This is a genomic window from Amycolatopsis sp. N2S4-7, from assembly GCF_058119595.1.
Genome location: NZ_CP172299.1, coordinates 8,646,809 through 8,666,632 on the forward strand (window position 1 = coordinate 8,646,809; position 19,824 = coordinate 8,666,632).

At 68.5% G+C, this 19,824-nt stretch carries 26 protein-coding genes and 1 pseudogene; 18 read left to right on the forward strand and 9 right to left on the reverse strand.

The annotated features are described in order from the left end of the window. Positions 1-5 precede the first annotated feature (5 nt). Complete coding sequence (locus tag ACH54P_RS40710; protein ID WP_489908618.1) at positions 6-764, reverse strand: class I SAM-dependent methyltransferase; 759 nt, start codon at positions 762-764, stop codon at positions 6-8. Positions 765-912: 148 nt separating this feature from the next. Between ACH54P_RS40710 and ACH54P_RS40715 the strand changes: the two genes are divergently transcribed. The 4 genes from ACH54P_RS40715 to ACH54P_RS40730 all read left to right on the forward strand — a co-directional run bounded on the left by ACH54P_RS40715 (position 913) and on the right by ACH54P_RS40730 (position 4,268). Beyond that, a complete protein-coding gene (locus tag ACH54P_RS40715) occupies positions 913-1,827 on the forward strand; it encodes a DNA-3-methyladenine glycosylase family protein (protein WP_489908620.1) in 915 nt (304 codons plus the stop codon). Positions 1,828-2,012: 185 nt separating this feature from the next. Next, complete coding sequence (locus tag ACH54P_RS40720; protein WP_489908622.1) at positions 2,013-2,798, forward strand: M50 family metallopeptidase; 786 nt, start codon at positions 2,013-2,015, stop codon at positions 2,796-2,798. Between the two features lie 87 nt (positions 2,799-2,885). Beyond that, positions 2,886-4,118, forward strand: a complete 1,233-nt coding sequence (locus tag ACH54P_RS40725; RefSeq protein ID WP_489908624.1) for an aldehyde dehydrogenase family protein — start codon at positions 2,886-2,888, stop codon at positions 4,116-4,118. Between the two features lie 6 nt (positions 4,119-4,124). Beyond that, the gene (locus ACH54P_RS40730; protein ID WP_489908626.1) at positions 4,125-4,268 is read left to right on the forward strand and encodes a hypothetical protein; all 144 of its coding nucleotides are present in this window, start codon (positions 4,125-4,127) and stop codon (positions 4,266-4,268) included. A 100-nt stretch (positions 4,269-4,368) separates the two neighbouring features. Here the strand turns inward: ACH54P_RS40730 and ACH54P_RS40735 are convergent, their stop codons facing one another. Then, a complete protein-coding gene (locus ACH54P_RS40735) occupies positions 4,369-4,617 on the reverse strand; it encodes a hypothetical protein (RefSeq protein ID WP_489908627.1) in 249 nt (82 codons plus the stop codon). A gap of 86 nt (positions 4,618-4,703) precedes the next feature. Here ACH54P_RS40735 and ACH54P_RS40740 point away from each other — a divergent pair, with 86 nt between their 5' ends. Then, positions 4,704-5,795, forward strand: a complete 1,092-nt coding sequence (locus tag ACH54P_RS40740; protein WP_489908628.1) for a dihydrofolate reductase family protein — start codon at positions 4,704-4,706, stop codon at positions 5,793-5,795. A 39-nt stretch (positions 5,796-5,834) separates the two neighbouring features. Here ACH54P_RS40740 and ACH54P_RS40745 read toward each other — a convergent pair whose 3' ends face one another. Continuing rightward, positions 5,835-6,617, reverse strand: coding sequence for a hypothetical protein (locus tag ACH54P_RS40745; protein ID WP_489908629.1), 783 nt, complete (start codon positions 6,615-6,617; stop codon positions 5,835-5,837). On the opposite strand from ACH54P_RS40745, the gene ACH54P_RS40750 reads away from it, so the two are divergent. The 13 genes from ACH54P_RS40750 (at position 6,616) to ACH54P_RS40810 (ending at position 14,541) form a co-directional block, all read left to right on the forward strand. Then, positions 6,616-6,927 carry a hypothetical protein gene (locus ACH54P_RS40750; protein WP_489908630.1) on the forward strand — a complete coding sequence of 104 codons (312 nt, stop codon included), beginning with the start codon at positions 6,616-6,618 and terminating at the stop codon, positions 6,925-6,927. The genes ACH54P_RS40745 and ACH54P_RS40750 overlap by 2 nt on opposite strands. Positions 6,928-7,618: 691 nt before the next feature. Then, complete coding sequence (locus ACH54P_RS40755) at positions 7,619-8,650, forward strand: NsdA family TPR-like regulatory protein (RefSeq protein WP_489908632.1); 1,032 nt, start codon at positions 7,619-7,621, stop codon at positions 8,648-8,650. Positions 8,651-8,939: 289 nt separating this feature from the next. Next, positions 8,940-9,125, forward strand: a complete 186-nt coding sequence (locus ACH54P_RS40760) for a helix-turn-helix domain-containing protein (protein WP_489908633.1) — start codon at positions 8,940-8,942, stop codon at positions 9,123-9,125. Positions 9,126-9,127: 2 nt separating this feature from the next. Continuing rightward, positions 9,128-9,430, forward strand: a complete 303-nt coding sequence (locus tag ACH54P_RS40765; RefSeq protein ID WP_489908634.1) for a hypothetical protein — start codon at positions 9,128-9,130, stop codon at positions 9,428-9,430. Continuing rightward, positions 9,427-10,446: an AAA family ATPase gene (locus tag ACH54P_RS40770; RefSeq protein ID WP_489908636.1), complete on the forward strand. Its 1,020-nt coding sequence runs from the start codon at positions 9,427-9,429 to the stop codon at positions 10,444-10,446. Before ACH54P_RS40765 ends, ACH54P_RS40770 begins: the two co-directional genes overlap by 4 nt. A gap of 270 nt (positions 10,447-10,716) precedes the next feature. Further along, complete coding sequence (locus tag ACH54P_RS40775; RefSeq protein WP_489908637.1) at positions 10,717-11,400, forward strand: RNA polymerase sigma factor; 684 nt, start codon at positions 10,717-10,719, stop codon at positions 11,398-11,400. Positions 11,401-11,636: 236 nt separating this feature from the next. Continuing rightward, positions 11,637-11,876: an FDXHR family putative zinc-binding protein gene (locus ACH54P_RS40780; RefSeq protein ID WP_489908638.1), complete on the forward strand. Its 240-nt coding sequence runs from the start codon at positions 11,637-11,639 to the stop codon at positions 11,874-11,876. After that, positions 11,873-12,130, forward strand: coding sequence for a hypothetical protein (locus ACH54P_RS40785; RefSeq protein ID WP_489908639.1), 258 nt, complete (start codon positions 11,873-11,875; stop codon positions 12,128-12,130). The genes ACH54P_RS40780 and ACH54P_RS40785 overlap by 4 nt, the downstream gene beginning before the upstream one ends. Positions 12,131-12,676: 546 nt before the next feature. Beyond that, positions 12,677-13,048: a hypothetical protein gene (locus tag ACH54P_RS40790; protein WP_489908640.1), complete on the forward strand. Its 372-nt coding sequence runs from the start codon at positions 12,677-12,679 to the stop codon at positions 13,046-13,048. Next, positions 13,045-13,359, forward strand: coding sequence for a hypothetical protein (locus ACH54P_RS40795; protein ID WP_489908641.1), 315 nt, complete (start codon positions 13,045-13,047; stop codon positions 13,357-13,359). Before ACH54P_RS40790 ends, ACH54P_RS40795 begins: the two co-directional genes overlap by 4 nt. Beyond that, entirely contained in the window at positions 13,356-14,159 is an 804-nt protein-coding gene (locus tag ACH54P_RS40800) for a hypothetical protein (RefSeq protein WP_489908642.1), read from the forward strand. The genes ACH54P_RS40795 and ACH54P_RS40800 overlap by 4 nt, the downstream gene beginning before the upstream one ends. Next, positions 14,159-14,311: a hypothetical protein gene (locus ACH54P_RS40805; RefSeq protein ID WP_489908643.1), complete on the forward strand. Its 153-nt coding sequence runs from the start codon at positions 14,159-14,161 to the stop codon at positions 14,309-14,311. The genes ACH54P_RS40800 and ACH54P_RS40805 overlap by 1 nt, the downstream gene beginning before the upstream one ends. Continuing rightward, positions 14,311-14,541 carry a hypothetical protein gene (locus ACH54P_RS40810; protein WP_489908644.1) on the forward strand — a complete coding sequence of 77 codons (231 nt, stop codon included), beginning with the start codon at positions 14,311-14,313 and terminating at the stop codon, positions 14,539-14,541. The genes ACH54P_RS40805 and ACH54P_RS40810 overlap by 1 nt, the downstream gene beginning before the upstream one ends. Before the next feature lie 76 nt (positions 14,542-14,617). On the opposite strand, the gene ACH54P_RS40815 is transcribed toward ACH54P_RS40810, so the two are convergent. The 6 genes and pseudogenes from ACH54P_RS40815 to ACH54P_RS40840 form a co-directional block, all read right to left on the reverse strand. Further along, positions 14,618-15,679, reverse strand: coding sequence for a hypothetical protein (locus ACH54P_RS40815; protein WP_489916924.1), 1,062 nt, complete (start codon positions 15,677-15,679; stop codon positions 14,618-14,620). After that, the gene (locus ACH54P_RS40820; protein WP_489908645.1) at positions 15,622-16,407 is read right to left on the reverse strand and encodes a recombinase family protein; all 786 of its coding nucleotides are present in this window, start codon (positions 16,405-16,407) and stop codon (positions 15,622-15,624) included. The genes ACH54P_RS40815 and ACH54P_RS40820 overlap by 58 nt, the downstream gene beginning before the upstream one ends. A 43-nt stretch (positions 16,408-16,450) precedes the next feature. Next, a pseudogene (locus ACH54P_RS40825) lies at positions 16,451-16,912 on the reverse strand (glycoside hydrolase family 18 protein); the annotation flags it as partial. Between the two features lie 264 nt (positions 16,913-17,176). Continuing rightward, positions 17,177-18,259 (reverse strand): sensor histidine kinase, encoded by a 1,083-nt coding sequence (locus ACH54P_RS40830; RefSeq protein WP_489908646.1) that lies wholly within the window; start codon positions 18,257-18,259, stop codon positions 17,177-17,179. Next, positions 18,256-18,912, reverse strand: a complete 657-nt coding sequence (locus tag ACH54P_RS40835; RefSeq protein WP_489908647.1) for a response regulator transcription factor — start codon at positions 18,910-18,912, stop codon at positions 18,256-18,258. Before ACH54P_RS40835 ends, ACH54P_RS40830 begins: the two co-directional genes overlap by 4 nt. A 35-nt stretch (positions 18,913-18,947) precedes the next feature. Beyond that, positions 18,948-19,784 (reverse strand): mannosyltransferase YkcB-related protein, encoded by an 837-nt coding sequence (locus tag ACH54P_RS40840; protein WP_489916926.1) that lies wholly within the window; start codon positions 19,782-19,784, stop codon positions 18,948-18,950. Between the last annotated feature and the right edge of the window lie 40 nt (positions 19,785-19,824).

Below are 19,824 nucleotides of genomic sequence, written 5' to 3' on the forward strand. Positions count from 1 at the left end.
GGCGCTCAGCCCAGCAGGCCCGCCACGATCTGCGTGACGCCGGCGTACCGTTCGGTGATTTCGGTGAAGCCGCGGGCGCGCAGGCTCGCGGCGATCTCGCCGCGGTCGAACATCCGCTGCCCGCTCACGATCCCGCCGACGGACTCCGCGACCCGCGCGGGTTGCCACCCACGGCGGGCGCTCGTCAGCAGCACGATCCGGCCGCCCGGTTTCAGTACCCGCGCGAAGGAGTCCAAGGCCGTCTCCGGCTCGGCGAACATGTGGAGCGCGGCGAAGCAGCAGACGCCGTCCACAGTGGACGCCTTCAACGGCAGGCGCACCGCGTCCGCGCGCAGGTAGGCGACGGTGTCCGGACCGCCTTCGGCGACGGCCTTGGTGAGCATCGAGCGCGCACCGTCGAGGCCGATCGCGAGCCCGTCCGGGCCGACGGCCGCGCCGAACGCGCGCGTGAACCGGCCGGTGCCGCAGGCGACGTCGAGCAGGGTGTGCCCGGGTTTCGGCCGGAGGAGCTCGGTGGCGAGCCGGACCTCACCCGCCATGCTCGGCCCGAACGGGCCCTTCAGCGCGCGGCCGAGGGCGGGGCGCCAGTACCGCTCGTAGACCCGCGGGAGCAGGGTCGTGCGCATCAGGCGCTGGGTGAGCCCGGTCGGCGGGCCGGCCTGGGGTGCGGGGCCGAGCAGGTCGAGGAACCCGTCGTCGGTCTTCGCCGGCTTCTCGAGCAGGGCCTGGACGCGCTCCAAGGCGGTGTTTCGACTGGCCGTCACGGACCCTCCCGGATTTCGGATACCGGCAGTATGCCCAATCCGAGGTGCTCGATCGAGTGAATCACCGGCGGGCTCAGGCGTTCGAGCCCGGAATTGTCGGTGCCCCTGCCTAGCGTCGCAGGCGAGGTTCCCGATCCGAGGAGGACAGATGACGACAACGACGGAGTTTCCGGTGCTGGGCGGCGAAATCGCGGTGCGCGGCGGGTTCGACCTGACCGCGGCGGCCCGGTTCCTGACGGGGTTCGCCCCCGCCGGGCAGCCGGAAGCGGAAGCCGGCGCCCTCCGCGTGGCGTTCCCGCTCGAGCGCGAATGGACACCGGTGGGAGCGGTGCTGCGCCAGAGATCACCCGGTGAGGTCGCGGTGGCGGTCCATGGGCCGGCCGCGCACGCCGAGGCAGTGGTGGAGCAGGTGCGGCGGATGTGCTCGCTGGACGTCGACGGCACCGGGTTCCCGGACGCCGGCCATCGCGACCCGGTCGTGTCCCTGCTGCAGGGGCTGCACCCGGGCCTGCGGCCGGTGCTGTTCGCGTCGCCGTACGAGGCGGCGTGCTGGGCGGTGCTGAGCCATCGCATCTGGATGACGCAGGCGGTGCGGTTGCGCCGCCGCCTGACGGAGCGCCACGGCGTGGAGGTCGACGTCGGCGGGAGGAGGCTGAGGGCGTTCCCGGTGCCCGCGGTGCTGGCGAAGCTGGAGTACCTGCCCGGGCTTTCGGGTCCGAAGATGCAACGGCTGCGAAGCATCGCGGAAGCGGCGGCCGCGGGAATGCTCGACGCGGCGGCGTTGCGGGCGATGCCGGTGGAGGAGGCGCTGAAACAGCTGCAGCTCCTGCCGGGCATCGGCCGGTTCAGCGCGGAGCTGATCCTGATCCGCGGCGCGGGCCACCCGGACGTCTTCCCCCGCGGCGAAACCCGCCTCCACGAGATCATGCGCGACGCGTACCACCTGCCGGAGGCGGGCGTGGAGGAGCTGACGGAGATCGCGACGGCCTGGGCACCGTTCCGGAGCTGGGTGTCGTTCCTGTTCCGCGTCGAAGGGGAGGCCCGGATGCGGGAGTCCCGATGACCTGACGCGGGGCGCTCTCAGCCCGGCCGATCGAGCCGGTCACCTGTGACCCGGCCGCGCGCCCGACCCTCCGCTCGACCACGACACCAGGAAGGGAGATCGCCACGACCCAATACCGGAAGCCGCGCAGCAGCGTGCGGTGGGGACTCACAGTAGCCAGATGTCGCCTGTGGTGAGGTGTCCGGGTGAGCTCGCCCGTTCAACTCGCGCTCGGTGGCCCTGTCCGTGACGCCCTGTCGATCTTCCGCGCGGCCGCCGCCGACCCCTCGCCGGCCGGTTCGCTGCTCGAACAGGCTCAAACCCCCGCGGTGATCACCCTGGTCGCCGGTGGGGTGGCGCTGCTGGTCGTGCTGATCGGCGGCACGCTGTGGCGACGGGCCCGGAACGTCGTCACGATCGTGCACGAGGCCGGGCACGCGTTGGCCGCGGTGCTGGTCGGACGGCGCCTGCAGGGCATCAAGCTGCACTCGGACACCTCGGGCGTCACCGTCTCGCGCGGCAAGCCCGAGGGGCCGGGTATGGCGTTCACCGCGATGGCCGGGTACCTGGCGCCGTCGGTCCTGGGGCTGCTCTTCGCCAGCCTGCTGGGCGCCGACCTGGTCGGCACGGTCCTCGTCCTGATCGCGCTGCTGCTGCTCGGCGTGCTGGTGATGGTGCGCAACGCCTACGGGGTGTTCACCGTCGTCGCCAGCGCCGTGGTGCTCGCGCTGGTCGCGTTCGTCGCGCCGGTCGAAGTGCAGGCTCCGTTCAGCTACCTCGTGACGTGGTTCCTGCTGTTCGGTGGCGTGCGGCCGATCGCCGAGCTGCAGGTCAAGCGGCGGCGCGGGCAGGCGCGCGACTCCGACGCCGACCAGCTGGGCCGGCTGACCGCGGTGCCGCCGGTGCTGTGGGTGCTGGTGTTCGCCGTCGCGACGGTCAGCTGCCTGATCGCCGGCGCGCTGTGGCTGCTGGAGCCGCTCGCCGCCGCGTAAGGGCCCGTCGCCGGTGGAGCCCGTGGCTGCCGGGCCACGCCCATGCGGCAAACTGGTCTCCGCTGGTCGCGCGGAGGGAGACGAACGATGGACGAGGTCGCCAAGGCCGTGGAGGAGTGCGCACGGGCGGCGAAGCTGGCCGCGCCGTCGCTCGCCGCCGCCAGTGCGGAGGCCGTCGACGCCGCGCTGACCGGGATGGCGGAGCGGCTGCTGGCGCACCGCGACGAGATCCTGGAGGCGAACCAGGCCGACGTCGAGCGCGCCAAGGCCGAGGGGATGAGCGCCGGCCTGCTCGACCGGCTCACGATCACCCCGGAGCGCTTGACCGGTATGGCCGAGCAGCTGCGGCTGCTCGCCGGCGCCCCGCACCAGGAGCGCACGGTCGAGGTGTCCACGCTGGACGACGGGCTGCGGCTGGTCGAGCGGCGACGTCCGGTCGGCGTGATCGGCGCGAACTACGAGGCGCGGCCGAACGTGACCGTCGACGTGGCGTCGCAGCTGGTGAAGTCGCGCAACGCCGGCGTCCTGCGCACGGGCTCGGCCGCGCTCGGCTCGGCCCAGCGGCTGCGGGAGGTCGTCATCGCCCCGGCGCTGACCGAGGCGGGCATCGACGCGGACTGCGTCCAGCTGGTGCCGCGGGTCGAGCGCGAGGCGGCGTCCGCGCTGGTGCGGCTGCCGAACCTGGTGCCGCTGGTGATCCTGCGCGGCAGCGGCGAGAGCACCCGGGCTCTCGCGACCGAGGCGGCCGTCCACGGTGTGCGCACGCTGGCCCACGCCGATGGTGGCGGCGTCCTGTACGTCGACCGCGGGGCGGACGTCACGAAGGCGCGTGACCTGGTCTACGCCAGCCTCGACCGCCTGGGCGTCTGCAACCGGCTGAACCTGCTGCTCATCCACGAGAGCATCCACGACGAGGCCTGGCCCGCGATCGCGGACGCGCTCGCCGAGCGCGGCGTCACGCCTTCGCTGGCGCCGCACGAGCACGCCATCGGTTACGAGTGGGCGCTGGACTCCGACCGCGAAGCGACCGTCACGGTCGCCAAGGTCGGCGCGCTCGCCGACGCCGTCGAGATCGCCAACGAGCAGACGTCGGGCCTGGCGGCGGGCATCGCCACCGAGGACGAGTCGGCCGCCGACGCCTTCTTCGACGGCTACACCGGCACGGGTGTCTTCTGGAACGCCCCGACCCGCCTCCTGGACGGCTTCAAGCTCCTCGCGGTCCCGGAAACCGGCATCAACCTGGACAAGGTCCCCGGCCCCCGCGGGCCGGTGACGTACACGGACCTCTACGTCCGCCAGTACGCGGTCCTGCCCGCCTGACCCGGGATGCTCCTGCCGGTCGCCGAGGCGGACACCCGCCGGGTCGAGCTCGTCCGCGTCCTGACTTCCCATGAATGGGACGAATGGGACACTGTTCCGGGAGAGCCGCTCGGCTGCGCGGCGGCCGGGGACGCGGCGGCTTCGGCGTGAACCGGGACGCGGGTCGCTGGGCCGAATCCGGACCGCGCTGGGCGGGATCGCAGGTCGCCGAGCGGAACCCGGGACCCCGCCGACTCGAGGCGGACCCCGGCTACAGGGGCGGGACCCCGGCCAGCCGGCGGAGCTCCTTGACCGTGTTCGTGGCGTTCGTGACCAGCTCGGTGCGGTCGTCCGGGTCGCCGGAGTGGCGGTAGATCGCCGTCGGGCCGTCGCTGATGGCTATTGCCGCGACCAGGTGGCCTTCGGGGTCGCGGGTCAGGCCGGTCGTCACCGACACCTCGCGGCCGACGGTGTCGACCGTGGTGAGCGTCCGTTCCTTGTACCAGCCTCGCGTGGTCATGTTCCGCAGCTCCGGGGGTGGGGACTCGACAGGGATACGTCGTAGGACGCCGGGATCGCCGAAGGCGTTACGGCATACTGGGCGGGGTGATCACCCGGCCGCACGTTCTGCTGTCCGCCGCGCAGTCGCTCGACGGCTACCTCGACGACACCTCGCCCGAGCGGCTCGTGCTGTCCACAGAGGACGACTTCGCCGTCGTCGACCGGTTGCGGGCGGAGGCCGACGCCATTTTCGTCGGGGCCGGGACCGTGCGGGCCGACAACCCGCGGCTGCTCGTCCGGTCGCCGGAACTGCGGCGGCGACGGCTGGAGCAGGGCAAGCCCGAACAACCCGTCAAGGTCACCGTGACCACCCGCGGGCTCGACCCGGACGCGCAGTTCTTCACCGTCGGGGACACCGAAAAGATCGTCTACGCGCCGCCGGGAGCGGCTGACGCGCTGAAGCGCGTCGCCACCGTCGTGGACGCCGGGAATCCGCCCGACTTCGGGCACGTCCTCGACAACCTCGGGGCGCGCGGCATCAAGAACCTGCTGGTCGAGGGCGGTGGCGGGATCCACACCCGGTTCCTCACCGAAGGCCTCGCCGACGAGCTGCGGCTCGCGATCGCGCCGTTCTTCGTCGGGCAGCCGGGCGCGCCCCGGTTCGTCGGGCCCGGCCTCTACCCGCGGCCGCTGGTCCTCGTCAGCGCGAAAGAACTGCAGGGCATGGCCATCCTCGAGTACCGCGCCGCGGACGAGCCGACCGGCCGGGACGTCGGGAGGCTCAAGGAAGCCATCGCGCTCGCCGCCGAATGCCCGCCGAGCCACACCTTCCGGGTGGGCTCCGTGATCACCGGCGCCGACGGCGAGGTCATCGCCACCGGGCATTCCGGCGAAGGCGATCCCGCCAACCACGCCGAAGAAGCCGCGCTCGCCAAGTGCGCCGGCGACCCGCGCCTGGACGGGGCCACCATCTACAGCTCGCTGGAACCCTGCAGCCACCGCAGTTCCCACCCGCGCAGCTGCACCCAGCTGATCCTCGACGCCGGGATCCCGCGGGTCGTGTTCGCGTGGCGCGAGCCGCCGGTCTTCGTCGACGCCCAGGGCACCGAGCTGCTGCGGCAGGCCGGGCGGCACGTCGTCGAGGTGCCCGCGCTGACCCCGGAGGTCCAGCGCGAGAACACCCACCTCGAGTTCTGAAGTTCGGGAGGCCGCCGAGGCGGCCTCCCGAACCCGCAGCTAGCAGGCGCCGTTGTCCTGCCAGACGCCCCATTCGCCGGTGGTGCCGGGCTCCTCGCCCTGCGTCCACCACTTGGCCGTCCACTGGTGGCTGTTGTGGGCGACGACGTTGTCCTTGACGTAGACCTTCGTCCGGTCCCACTCCGCCGCGGTGCACGAGCCGCCGCCCGGGGTGGTCGGGGTCGTCGTCACCGGCGGGGTCGTCTGCGGCGGGGTCGCGCCGGCGAACCGGACGCTGAACTTCGTGAAGTCCCAGTCGTTCTGCGGGACGTTGCTGCAGACACCGTTGTCGGTCGTGCCGACGCAGGCGCGGTCGCGGTTGACCGACCAGAACGTGAAGCGGCCGAGGCCGTGGCTGATCGCGTAGTCGTACACCGTCTGGAAGTCCGACGTGTAGAACATCTCGGCCGCGTCCGACTTGCCGTTCATGCCGGAGAAACCTTCGTGCGAGTACGCGGTCGCGCTGTCCCAGCCCAGGTGCGACATCAGCAGGCCGTGCAGGGCTTCCAGCGCCGACACCTGCGACGAGCCGCCGTTGAAGCCGCCGTCGAACGGCATGATCGAGAAGTTGTTCGGGGTGAACCCGATCGACTTGGCCTGGTCGATCAGCTGCGTGCCGAACCAGCCGGTGCCGGCCGCGGTGCCCGGCATCGTCACCGACACGAACAGGCCCGGGTTGTTGGCCTGCAACGTCTTCGCCGCGCCGAGTTCGTTCGCGATCGCCGCGGTGTTCTCGTACTCGGGCTCTTCGAGATGGAGACTTTGAACACCGGAGAAGCCCATGAGAGACGAACGCCTGATCAAGGCCCTGACCTGCGGGATCGGGGCCGTCCTGGCGCTGGCCCTGGTGGTCGTGGCCGTGTTCCTGGCCACCCAGAAGCCGACCAAGCCAGAGATCACCCGGAGCCCGGCCACGGTCGATCACACGGCCTGGCCCTGCCTGAACGAGGACGGCTCGGGCCAGCCTGCGGACCGATTCCCCTGCTACTGGCTCGGGGGTGAGAACGGGCTCGGGCAGGACCTGATTTACCTCGGGCCGGACACCAACCCGATCCCGGTTGCGACTCAGAGCCTGGGCGGGGTGATCAAGTGATTCCGGACGCTTATCGAGTCACTTCCTGGGCTGGGGCCCTGTACGTGGTCGAAGAGATCCAGACCGGGGAGTCCGTGTTCTGGTCCCTGGACGGAGCAGAAGCTTACGACGTGATGGACATCGGGAATCAGCTCCGAGAATCGGTCCGCTAACTCAAGATCAGAACACAGCAGAAGGCCCCCTCTCAATTCGAGTGATAGGGGGCCTTCCTCATGCCGAGTCTAAGAAGGGAGGGAGACCCGGCGTGCCTGGGGGATGGCCGGAGTGGAGTCCGGCCCGGGAGAGTTGATCGCACAGGATTCACACGGGGCCCCCACGACCCCGGAGAGCTGATCGAACGTGCCCGGGACCAAGTAGAGCCCGCACAGGACCCGCACGCCCCCAGGACTCATCTCAGGCCGTCCCGACTCGTCGGCCAGGCCGATGTGCACGACCCGAGCGCGTTCTCCACCGTGGCCCGTTTTCAGCCGGAGGAACGTGAGCCGGACTGTCATGGCCGTCCCCTCCTCTGCCAACGCTCCACGACCGGGGGCACGACCAGGACGGCCACGGGCAAGGCGAACATCAGAGACAAGACAAGAGTGAGGCCCCACGCGGGGGATATGTGGATCATTCACCCAGCGTTCTTCGATGCTCACTCCCTGCCCAGGGAAGATCCGAAGGAAGACCGGGGAAGAAGTAGGATCGAGGCATGTCCCCGGCCCCAAATGACCGGCTACGCCTCGCCCGTGAGGCCATGTCGTCACGCCGGTACCCGGGCACGCCCATGGGCCGTGACGAACTCGCGGCAGAGGTCTCGGACTGGATCACCCGGAACGATCCCAAGGGTCGTCTCTCAGCCTTCGACGGCAACCACCTGGGCAAGCTGGAACGGGGCCAGGTCCGGCGGCCGGGCCCGATGGTCAGAGCCGCGCTGTGCGCCGTCCTGGACGCGTCCGAGACCGATCTAGGCCTAGTGCCCGCCCGGGACGCTGAACGCGTGTCACAGGCCCTCTCAGGGGCCGTGCACACCGATTCCCGGGCCTTGGGTGCGATAGCCGACGTTCTGGCCTCGGTCCGACGCCTGGAAGACGCGACCGGGGCCGGGGACGTTCTCCCTACGGTGCAAGCACAACGTGCCATGGTCACCAGGCTTGCCGACAACTCCCGGGGCCCGGTCCGGGCCGAAGCCGTGGGCCTGCTGTCCGAGCTGGAACAGTACCTGGGCTGGCTCTCGATCCCGCTCGAACGCTGGGACGATTCCCGCAAACACTTAGACAGGGCAAGCGTTCTCGCACTCGAAGCCGATGACCCGGAACGGCTCGCCATGGCCCTATCCTTTGGCGCGTACCGAAACCTACGTCGTGGCGATCTCCGGACGGCCGAGGCCCTGAACGATGCGGCAGGCCGGGACGACCGAGTCAATGTCGGGCTCCGGACCTACACCCAGTTCCAGCGTGCCGAGGTCCTCGCCAAGGACGGGCAACGGGCCGACGCGCTCAAGTCCCTGAACCAGGCCGACCGGCTGGTCCGAGATCTTCCCCAGGATCCGGACGACTTGCCCCCGTCCGGGTACTGGTACGTGCCCGCGTTCTTCCATGGCCAGCGCGCGTTCGTACTCAAGGCCCTGGGTGACGACCAGGCAGCAGCCAGGACGGCGCGGGAAGCGATCGAGGCCCTTCCCGAGGACTGGCGCGATGCCGAGTGGGCCGGGCGTCGGCGAGCCTTGGCCGAGCTGGCCTGAGCCCTGCCTGAGCAAGGGTCCCCAGACTCAGAATAGGGCCTTGACCTGGGCTGATGGCCCGCCGTACGCCACTCCCGAGCAGGGAGCGCGCGGAAGTTGTCGGGGTGGGCGGATATGCTGCTCTAACCTTCGGTACAGCCCGGAACGAGAGACCGCCGGGCACGGACGTCACGAGCGGCTTGGCCTGACCTGGCCTCCTGCCGGACTGATCCCTTTCCAGCCACACCCCGGGCATTCCCATGTCCAAGCCCCGACCTGGGGCCATTTCTCGCACCCAAAGGAGAGACACATGTCCGAAGTCCGAGACAGCGTGAGCCTGACTAAGGCAGCGCTCGACACAGTGAACGGAGACCGGGCCCGGCTCGCACTCAAGTTGGGCGTGTCCGTGCACACCGTGCGCCGCTGGACCTACGGCGACCGGCGACCCAGTTTCGAGGCCACACAACGGCTTCTCGCCATGACTTGGGAGGACTGATCATGAAGACCTATCGGAACCACAACTGCGACAAGCACCACCGGTCCGGTCCGGCCATGGCTAGGTGCGTCTGGGGTGGCCGTGCGCGGGTCGAGGGCACTGGGACGTACGCCGTCGTGCACTGGCTCAAGGTCGGGCGCCAGAGCGCGTTCCCAGACGTGCTCTTGTACGAAGACTTCGACGAAGCTCGGATCAAGTGCTCGAAGATGCTGGAACCGTTCTACTGCGGTGGCTCGTGCCGGAACGGTGGCGGACGCCACGAACTCGTCCTGCTGGATCTCGACGGACAGCGGCGGTGGGCATGACTATCGACTTCGCAACCCGGTTCCCGTTCTCCAGCCTGGAACAGGCATGGGAGCGTGCACAGAAGACGGAACGGTGGGTGTTCCACGAGACCGTCTCCGCATCGGTGACGACGCTCTACGGCAAGTCCGGCGCGGGAAAGTCTCACCTTGTCGTGAGCATGATCCTTTCGCTTCTCGTAGACGGGTACAGGTTTCTCGACATGGAACCCACCGACAAGGCCAAGCTCTGGTACCCGGCGATCCTGTGCACCGATCCGGCTTCGGAAGAGGACTATGCCGAAATTCTTGGGCCGCACGCGGACGGCGGAGAGGTAGGCTTCTATCGGATCGGGCGCACGGCTCGGGCAGAGGAGTGGGCCGTACTCACGGCTGGACTGATCGAGCGCGGACACAACTTCGTGGTCCTGGATAACCTCATGGGTGCGTCCGGGGACACGAACGACGCGCAGACCTTGACGACTGTGTTCGACGGTCTGGACCCCTTGACACGCAACGGGGTGCCAGTCGTGATCCTGCACCACGAGTCAGAACACGGCGCGAGCGTCGTTGGTGCGCCCCCGATGGGTTGGTCCGGGATCGTCCAGAAGTCACGGTGCTGGATCCAGGTCCGGCAGACGAACCGGCGCAAGCTCCGGGGCGGGAACCTGGGCCTGATCGTGCGAGCAAACAAGCTTGATCAACCGCAGCAGATCATCGCGCGCCCGCTCCCGGGAGCGGGCCAGGACGTTGTGAGCCGAGAAGTCTGGGCCCCTCGGGACGAGAACGAGGACGCCCCCAAACCCAAGCAGAATCGGGCCGCCGAGACCCAGGACAAGAACGCGGAGTACGCGGCATGGGTCGTCGAACATTGCCAAGGCAAGGGCGTGAACGACACAGCCCGCGCGTTGGACGGCGAGTTCGGCGGCGGATATGAGTCCTTCCGGAACAAGGTCAAGAACGGCGGGGGCGTGGCCGCGATGCTGGTCCGAGAGGGGGCGAACACAGACACGGTCTGGCGTCCCAAACAGGGTGAGTAAGTGGGTGGGTGGGTGCCCTCCCCGTAGTACTCGTACCTCGCACTACTCCCCACCCACTATGAACCTGTTCCGGGCTTCGCCCCATGGCCGTCCCGGATAGGCCGGATCCAAGCCCACATGATCACGTCCGGACTCATGACGGTCCGGCCGCGCGAAGCACAGGCGGCCGGGAACGAGACCGGTCGTGACATGAACTCGATCAAGTACACGTTCGCTCGGTTCGTTTCTCCGCTTCGCTCCGAACCGAGCTACCCAGGAAGGGACCCGATCATGACCAAGACCCTCGCCGTGCGTTGGCCCGTCCCCGGTGATGGCCTGCCCCCGGACCGTCCCGAGCCCAAGTCCCGGGACGAGTTCCAGGACCTGAATCCAATCGGGTACCCGGCCCGGTCGTACTGGCAAGAATTGGACGAAGCTGGTGTGGATCCACCCGATGACAGAAAGGTGAATTCGGTCAGCCTCAAGCCGGCCGTGCACCTGACCTTTTCCGATTTCGAGGAGAGGCCGGGCCGTTCGATCCAGTGCACGGGAATGCCCCGGGACTTCTACTCGATAATGCACGACCGGGAGAAATTGCCGGGCGCCAAGGTTGACGGCGAGATCCGATACGAGCGGACCCTGTCCGGCACCGCTTTGGCCGAAGCGGGGTGGGACCCGGCCGGGACCGACCAGGATCCCGAATCGGAGCCAGAGTTCGACCTTGTGGCCGCGCTCATGACGCTGCCCCCGAGACAGAGGGAGGCCATGATCAAGCTGATCGGGGGTGCCGGAGACTGGTTTGGCAAGGTTGAGGCCATCGCGATCGAACTCGGTCTGGCTCGGACCACTGTGAGCACACACCTGGCACGGGCGCGGGACAAGCTCCGGCAGGCGTTGGCCGATCACGAGCCTGGAGAGACCGCGATCCGGCCTCGGCTGGTGCACTCGGTTGAGGGCCGGGGCGGGCGCGTGTAGTCGGGTTCGTACGAGTGGTAGAGCCAAGATCGTGCACAGGTTGACCACGATCCAGGCTCCGGGTCCGGCCGTGTCAGGTCCTCGTTTGCCTCTGACACGGCCGGGCGCCGTTATCGCCCCGACTGGTTGAGCCAGGACGGGCGCACATCCTTCTCAGGTCCCTTCTGTCGGTCGAGAGCTGAACTCTCGCGTGTGACCGTGTCAGGGCTGGGAAGGGCTATTCCCGGAGCAAGCTCATGACTCGACCCAAGCACTCGTGCGCCGACTGTGGCCATCGTTGGTCCTCGATCTCCGCCGTGCACTGTGCCCATTGCCACAACACGTTCCGGTCCAGATACGGCCACGGCATACACCGAACCCGGCTTGGTCGCTGTCGGGACCCGCTCGACCTGGGCCAGTCGCAGGACGACAACGGCCTGTGGTGCTCACCCATGCCGAACATGATCCGCTATCTCAGAAAGGAATCCCGATCATGACGCACCCTCTGCGCGAGGCGTACGCGGTCGCGTACGAGGAACAGGCCGCGATCATCACCGACGCGGCCGAGCGCACACAAGCCCAGTTCCCCGGGGCGGAGCACGGTCCCGAGACCATGGCTCAGTTGGCGGACCAGTTCCGCAGTCTCGCCAATTCGCTACGCGGAACGGATCCTGTCGATGTCCCGCACCCGGACGACCCGGGAACTCGGGTCCGGATCTATGCCGATGGCTCGGTCGAGGTCTTGTCGTGAGCCCGGCTCTCGTGCGATTCACAACCCGTCTGGAATGGGTGCGTCTCGTGCTGGTCCTGTTCGCCGTGATCTCAATCGTTGCATTCTCCTGAACTCCGGATAGCGGCCCTGGTGGCCATGGTCCGGACCCCGTACCCGGTCTTGCACCCTTTGCCCTCGGAGACCGGTACGGAACAGGACCCGGGTCGAGCACGAGTGTCCTCCTTTCCGCTCAGTTGCTCCCCGGGTCCTGCCTAAGCCCTCGAGACAGACTCTCGGGCGGGTTCACTCGCGGACTGATTCCGCTCTCGTTAGACGCAAGCTCAGGGCCAGTACGGGCCCGTAGGAGAACCATGTCCAGTCGCAAGACACCGCGCAGGCTCAGACACGAACGAAAAGTTCAAGACAAGCCCCGTCGCCCAGTCAATTACGGGTCCTGATCATGCCCAGGGGGCGTTGCCCTCTCCCCCGGTCCTGGGTGTGTACGCGGGGTTTGGTGGCCACGTATGCGTGCTCGGGTCTCGATCGCTGTTTTTTCGTAATTAATCCCCGGAAAGGGGGGATCAAGTGACCGAAACTACACCCCCGGACACGCTCGGTAAGGCTGGTCGGGATCTCTGGCAGGCCATGACAGCCGTGTACGAGTTCCGACCGGACGAACTGGTCGTGTTGGGCGCGGCGTGCTCTGAGGCCGACGTCATTGCCCGCCTCCAACAGGCCGTGAATGACCTGGAAGATCTCCGGGTCAAGGGCAGTGTCGGCCAGTGGGTGTCGGCGCCGGAAGTCGCTGAACTTCGGCAACACCACCTGGCTCAAGCCTCGCTCCTGGCGAGGCTCAAGATCACGGACGAGGCCGGGGAAGAACCTCGGACCGGGTTCGAGGGCCAGGAACGGGCTCGTCGCGCTGCGCACTCGCGCTGGAACGTGGTCGGGCGATGAGGCACATCCGGAAGAACCGGACCAACGAGATCAAGACCGGCAGGACCGGAGAACAACTGATTCAGATCGCGGTCAACATCGCGGAGTTCCGCTCCCGGAGAGCCGAGAACCCTGCTGTGACCGCTCAGTGGACAGAGATCGCGGACGAAGCCCGGGTGGCCTTGATCGCGTTGCAAGCTACCGGCCAAGTCGTTGTACGCGGGTTCTTGCTGAGCATTGCCAACGACAAACTCCGAGATCTTGTCCCGTCGTCGCGCTGGGTGCTGACCTGCGACGGCACGTACATCACCGAACAGGAGAACCGCGCATGATCGACTACTTTTTCCGGAACCAGCTCACGCGGTACGGCGCCTGGGCCCCCGTCCCGGATCTTGCCGAAGCGGAGGCCCGGCTCGAACACATCCGAACGGCCGTGAACGCACCCATTGCCATCACCCCGGCCACGGTCGAGAAGGTCGGGACCGTCAAGAACGAGAAGGACGCGGCCAAGCTCATTGCCGACGCTCGGGCGGACCTGGCAGGCCAGGGCGCGAACCTGCTCCCGCTCGTGAACGTGGCAGAGAACCAGGTCCAGAACGCGTACAACGCCAGCGTGGCCGCGTCTGTGGCCGGGCTCATGGATGACCTCCGGACCAGGTTCGCGAGCCTGATCGAACAGGTCCGATCGCTGTCTGATGAGGCCTTGCGTGAGGGTGGTTCCTTGGGCGACAAGGGCCGGGTCCTGCTGGCCGAAGAAACCTTGAATGAGGTCAAGGAACGTTGGGTCCTGGCCCGAGCCTTGGGCGTGGTTCCGATGCCCGCCAAACTACAGGGCGACTGGCAGGAATTGGCGCTGTTCACGGACATTACCGAGTTCTACCCGGCCCGGACGACGTCTTTCTCCTGGAACCTGAAAGCGCTACGGCTGCTCCTGAATCAGGGCGTTGCCCTGGCCGTTGGTGACCCGGAGGAGGCCAAGGCCAAGCTCGAAGCCTGGGCCGTTGAATCCTCGAACTGGATCACCGAAGGTGCCGGGACCCCGCCTCGCCGGATCGCGAGTCGTCCCCCGGCCGTGTCCCGAACTCGGATCGCTGCGGCCGTGGAGAAGGCCAAGCTTCAGGCGGGTGACTGATGGCTGAGTCAATCCGAGAAGCGTTCGAGGACGCGGACCTGATCCCGGCGTTGGACAAGGACGGGAACGTGGTCGAGGAGCCGAGCCCGGACGAAGGTGGGATCGCTCAGGCCTTTATCAAGGCAGGGCTGATCGTTCCGGGAGGTGGGTGATGGCTAAGGATTGGGCCGCGATCATGGCTAATCTCCCGCCCGACGCTCTGGAATACATTCAGCGTCTCCGGCGAGACGCGGCCAAGTACCGGGTTGAGCGGAACCAGGCCAGCGTCAAGGCCGCAGAGCTAGAGGCCAAGTACGCGGCACTGGCCCCGGAGCTGGCCGAGGCCGTGGCCCGGCTGACCGAGTACGAAGCCCTAAAGGCCGAGTTCGAAATCGAGCCTTAGACACGACGAAGCCCGCTTCCCGTCCATGAACTCCGGGGAAGCGGGCTTCTCTCGTTAGGGGCAAGCTCAGGGCTCTTTACGGGGCCTTCCTGGGCCTGCCCTTGTGCGGGTTCTGGATCGCCGGTTGCCCGTGATGACCCAGACCCTGTTCGCCCGGCCGAGCCCGCAGGGAGCGGCACACGTGACCCGCGTCCACGAGACAGGTCGGGCACTCGTCGTACAGGGACCAGTCCGCACCTTTCGGCTCGGGCGGGGAAACAGGCTCGGAGTCCAGATTCCAGACATCGTCACCGTCATCTTGTCGTGGTCTGGTTTCGTCCGCACCCCACGGACCCGGGTCGAACGCGAGGAACACGAACTCCTGGATCGGGTCACCCGTGGCCAGGCTAAGTCGCTCCCGGAGATCGGCCGGAACCTCCGCCCCGTATCCACCGTCCTGGCCCGGCCAGTACTTGGCCACGTACCCGGCCTCGTTCATGAGTTCACGACGCTCCACCTCGTTCATGACCTCCCAGGCTTCTGCGTAAGTCTGGCCGGTAGGTCGATACTCCATCTTGGATGCCGTAACCGGGAGCCCGGCCAAGACGGTAATTCGATTCTGTAGGGCGTCCAATCGTTCAGTCAGGCTCTGTCGCAGACTGTCGGTCGGGGCGGTGCTGATTCGGTCGGTGATTTCTAAATACGCGGCTTCGGCCTGGGCCAGTTCGGCGGTATGATTCTCGCCGGGAATGTAGATCGGTTCCAGGCGTGGAGCCTTGCCAATCACGAGCATGAACAGGTAGTGCGCTGCCTCTTCTGCGTCATCGGCCTTGATTCGGCCCGAGTGCCCGCACGGGAATCGGTAGTATCGATAAACCCGATCCGGCTTTCCCGATTTCCGGTTCGTCTGCACATTCAAATATGCCGGGCCCGAGCACTCGCCACAGACCAGCACGCCGAGCAATGGTCCGGCCCCGGCTTCGCGTCGCGGAACCTTGTGCTGCGTTCTCCGGGCCGTCTCCGCCTGAATCCTCTGGAACTTGTCCGGGGTGATCAGGGCTTCGGCCCCTTCCAGGGCATTCCCGTTTGCGTCTCGAACCGTCAGATCCTCGTGCGTGTGGTGGCCGAGCAGAGCCGGGTTGGCCAGGATCTTCGCGATGGTTCCGTTTCGCCAGGCCCGGCCTTCTGGTGCCTTTCCCGGTACTCGATCTCGGCGGCATCGGAATCGGCTTCGGCCCGGATCCGGTAGTAATCGATCGGAGTCGGAATTGAGTCCTTTGTCAAGTCGGTGCAGATAGCATTGATCGGACGTCCGGCCACGTATTCGTCAATGATTCGCCGGGTCACTTCGGCCGAGACTGGGTCGATTATGAGCGTGTACCCGGCCCCTTTCCTTTTGGGCTTGAGCCAGAACGGGGGCAGGCCACCGGCCCAACGCGCTTGTGTGCGGAGGTGAGCACGCATATTCGTGACCCGGTCCCGAGTCGCATCCCATTCGGCTTGTGCGTGTTGCGCGTACATGAAGAACACGCTTTGGCCCATCGGGTCCTGAAGGTTGAACGGCTGAGTTGTGCAGGCCAGATCCTTGCCCCGTTCCAGGAGCCAGTACATTAGGGGGAGAAGCTTCCACCCGGCACCGAGCCTGTCTACGCGCCAGGACACCAGCAGATCCCATGAATCGATCTTTACCGGGTCGGTTAGCCACGATCCCAGGTTCGGAGCCTTGAACGGCTGGATCGAGCGCGAGAAGTCCAGATCTTCAGCCCAGGCAACGATTTCGTGCCCACGAGCCTCGGCCCATGCCTCGATCTCCTGGCGCTGACGCACCACCGATGTTGACTCATCTGTCACCCGGGACAACCGGGTCCTGCCCAAGATCCTTGCCATGACCAGCACCGTACGCGTACCGTGTTCAATGTATCAACCTTGAGTCTTCGAGGTCGAAGTCGATCGCCTTGAGCGAGTACTTCGTGATGACCTGCTGGTACGCGGCGGCCGTCGCGGCCACCGAGCCGCAGGTCTGGCCGAGCTTGGTGCCGCCGTACCCGCCGACGGACACCGAGACGTCGCCGCCCGCGCCGCGGATCCGCGAGATCACGTTCGCGACGGTGGTGTCGGAGGACACCGCGTTGGTGCCGTCCCAGGTCGGGCTGCAGCCGCCGCCGTTGGGCGCCAGGATGAACGCCAGCTGGAACGCCTTGAGCCCGGTCGCGTTCATCACGGTGATCGGGTCGGGCGGGTTGTTGCTCACGGGCATCAGGTAGGGCGCGGCGGCGTACCAGCTGGTGCTCAACGCCGCGGTGGCCGACGGCGCACCGAGCACGAGGCTCACGGCGGTGGCGGCGAAAGTGGCGGCGGCGAGCCCGATGGCGGCCAGTCTGCTCCTGCGCATGATCTGTCCTCCCGGTGGGGATCGAGGGTGGACAAACTATTGGACTAGACCATTGATGAAGTCAAGACACGAAGGCCGGATAGCGGGGAGCGGCGGGCGATAAGCGCCGGAATATCCGATATTGGTCCGGGGAAAGGCAACGCGCGGGTGAGGTGGCGAGGGACCGGCGCGGCGGAGGACCGGGAGAGTAGCTCGGTGAGCGGCTTCGTGCGCGCCGAGACGCGGTTCGGTGCACCTTCGTCCGGGTACGCTGCCCGCGAGTCCTCACCCGGCGGGCAGCGTCACCACCACGACGAGTCCCCCTTCCGGGCGCGCCGTCGCCGTGACCTCCCCGCCGTGCGCGTGCGCCACCGAGCGCACGATCGACAACCCCAGCCCGGCTCCCTCGGCGGCCACGCGGGCCCGGCGGTGGAACGGGTCGAACAGCGCGGGCACCTCGTCCGGCGGGATCACCGGCCCGCTGTTGGCCACGGAAAGCTCGGCCCGGCCCGGCACGGCACGGGTCGTCACCTTGACCCAGCCGTCCTCGGTGTTGTGGCGGATGCCGTTCTCCACCAGGTTGTGCACCAGCCGCTCCAGCATCAGCGCGTCGCCCAGCGCCGTCGCCTCGCCGAGATCCGCAAGAACCCCCGGCGGCACCACGTGCGCGACGATCGCCGCCAGGTCCACCGGGCGGCGTTCGGTCAGGGCGCTCTCCGACTTCGCCAGCAGCAGCAACCCGCCGATCAGCTTCTCGTGCCGCGAATTGATCTGCAGCAGCTTCGCGCCGAGCTGCCGGACGTCGTCGGACGCCGTGCGGCGGTGCATCGCCACCTCGACCAGGGAGCGGTTCAACGTCAGCGGGGTGCGCAGCTCGTGCGAGGCGTTCGCGACGAAGCGGCGTTGGGCGTCGAAGGACCGGTCGAGCCGCTCGACCATGACGTCGAACGCGTCGGCGAGGTTCTTCACCTCGTCGTCCGGCCCGCGCAGCGCGATGCGCTCGTGCCCGCCCGGGTCGGCCGCCGCCGCGATCCGGCGCGCCGTCTCCGTCACCTGGCGCAACGGCGCCAGCGCCCGACCCGCCACCAGCCAGCCGACCCCCGCCGCCAGCACCGCGACCGCGGCGAGCGCGACGCCGCCCTGCGTCAGCAGCGACGTCGCCGCCGCCTCACGCACCTGCCGCGCCTGTTCGTCGAGGGACGCGGGGGAGGGCAGCGGCGGCAGGCCGGGCGGCGCCGTGCCGATGAGCACCGTCACCCGCCGCCCGACCTGCTGCGTGAACAGCAGGTACGTGACACCCAGCAGCACCACGCCCGCCAGCAGGAACAGGCCGCCGTACAGCACGGTGAGCCGCAGCCGAAGACTCACCGGAGCCGGTAGCCGACCCCGGTGACCGTCTCCACCAGGGGCGGGTCACCGAGCTTGCGGCGCAGCTTGAGGATGGTGAGCCGGACCGCGCCGGTGAACGGGTCCGCGTGCTCGTCCCACGCCTTCTCCAGCAGGTGTTCCGCCGAGACGGTGGCGCCGTCGGCGCGCAGCAGCTCGGCGAGCACGGCGAACTCCTTTTTGGACAGCGGCAGGTACCGCCCGTCCCGGAACACCTCGTGCCGCGCCGGGTCGAGCGTGACGCCGGAGCGCTGCAGCACCGGCGGCGCGGCCGGGCGGCAGCGCCGCCCCAGCGACTGGATGCGCGCGGCCAGCTCGGGGAAGGCGAACGGCTTGGTCAGGTAGTCGTCGGCGCCGAGCGACAACCCGTCGACGCGGTCGGTGACCTCCGCGGCCGCCGTGAGCATCAGCACCCGCGTGGCCGCCCCGGACGCCACCAGCTCCCGGCAGACGTCGTCGCCGTGCACGACCGGCAGGTCCCGGTCGAGCACGACGACGTCGTAGTCGTGCACGGCGATCCGGTCGAGCGCCGCGCCGCCGTCGTGGGCGAGGTCGACGGCGTGGGACTCGTCGCGCAGCCACTCCGCGATCGCGTCCGCGAGCATCGGCTCGTCCTCCACCACCAGGACCCGCATGCGGCCATGATCGCCGCGGCGGTGTTTCCTCCCCGTTAGCGGCATTGGTACAGCGTGTCCGCGCCGCCGATCCGCACCGGGCCGCCGCCCTGGCCGGGACCGGACCGGCCGCCGTACGCCGCGGGGTCGACGATCGTGCAGCGCCGCTCGATCCAGCGACGGCGTTCCTCCTGGGCGCGGCTCCGCGCGGGCATGCCCGGGACGGTGGCCGCGCCGCTCAGCACGAACCGGAGCTTGCCCTCGGCGAGCCACCGGTCGAGCTGCGCGACCGACGGCGCGTCGTCGCGGCCGCCGAAGCCGCCCATGCCGATCACGGTCGCGTCCGAGTCGATGATGAACGGCGCGACGGTGCTCGCTTCGCTGTTCACGGCGAGGGTGATCTCGGTGCCGTTCTTCCGGGCGTAGTCGAGGATGCGCCGCTGCTCGCCGGACAACTCGGCCGTGCCGTCGCCGCCCCCGGCGAGCATCATCCGGGGCTGCGCGCCCCCGGACGGCGCCATCCGCACCGGCCCGGCGGCAGGAGCGCCGGGATTGCCCGGCGTGCCGGGTGCGGCCGGGCCGGCCGCGGGCAGCGTTCCGGCGGACGTGCTCTGCGCGGCGGCGTACGACCACACAGCGGGCGTGAGCAGCAGCGGCACGAGCCCGGCCACCAGCGCCAGCCGGTTCGGCGTGACCACCATGCCGACGACGGCGACGACGGCCGTGGCGAGCACCGCCCAGCGCGTCCAGCCGGAGAACGACGTGTCCCGCGAAGTCAGCACGAACGCCCAGGCCGCGCTCAGCAGGATCGCCAGCGGGAGCACGGTCCGGCGGTACTGCCGCCACAGCAGCGCCAGCCCGGCGGCCGAGACCGCGGCGACGGCGGGGGCCATCGCCGTCGTGTAGTACGGGTGCCAGATGCCACCGGCGAAG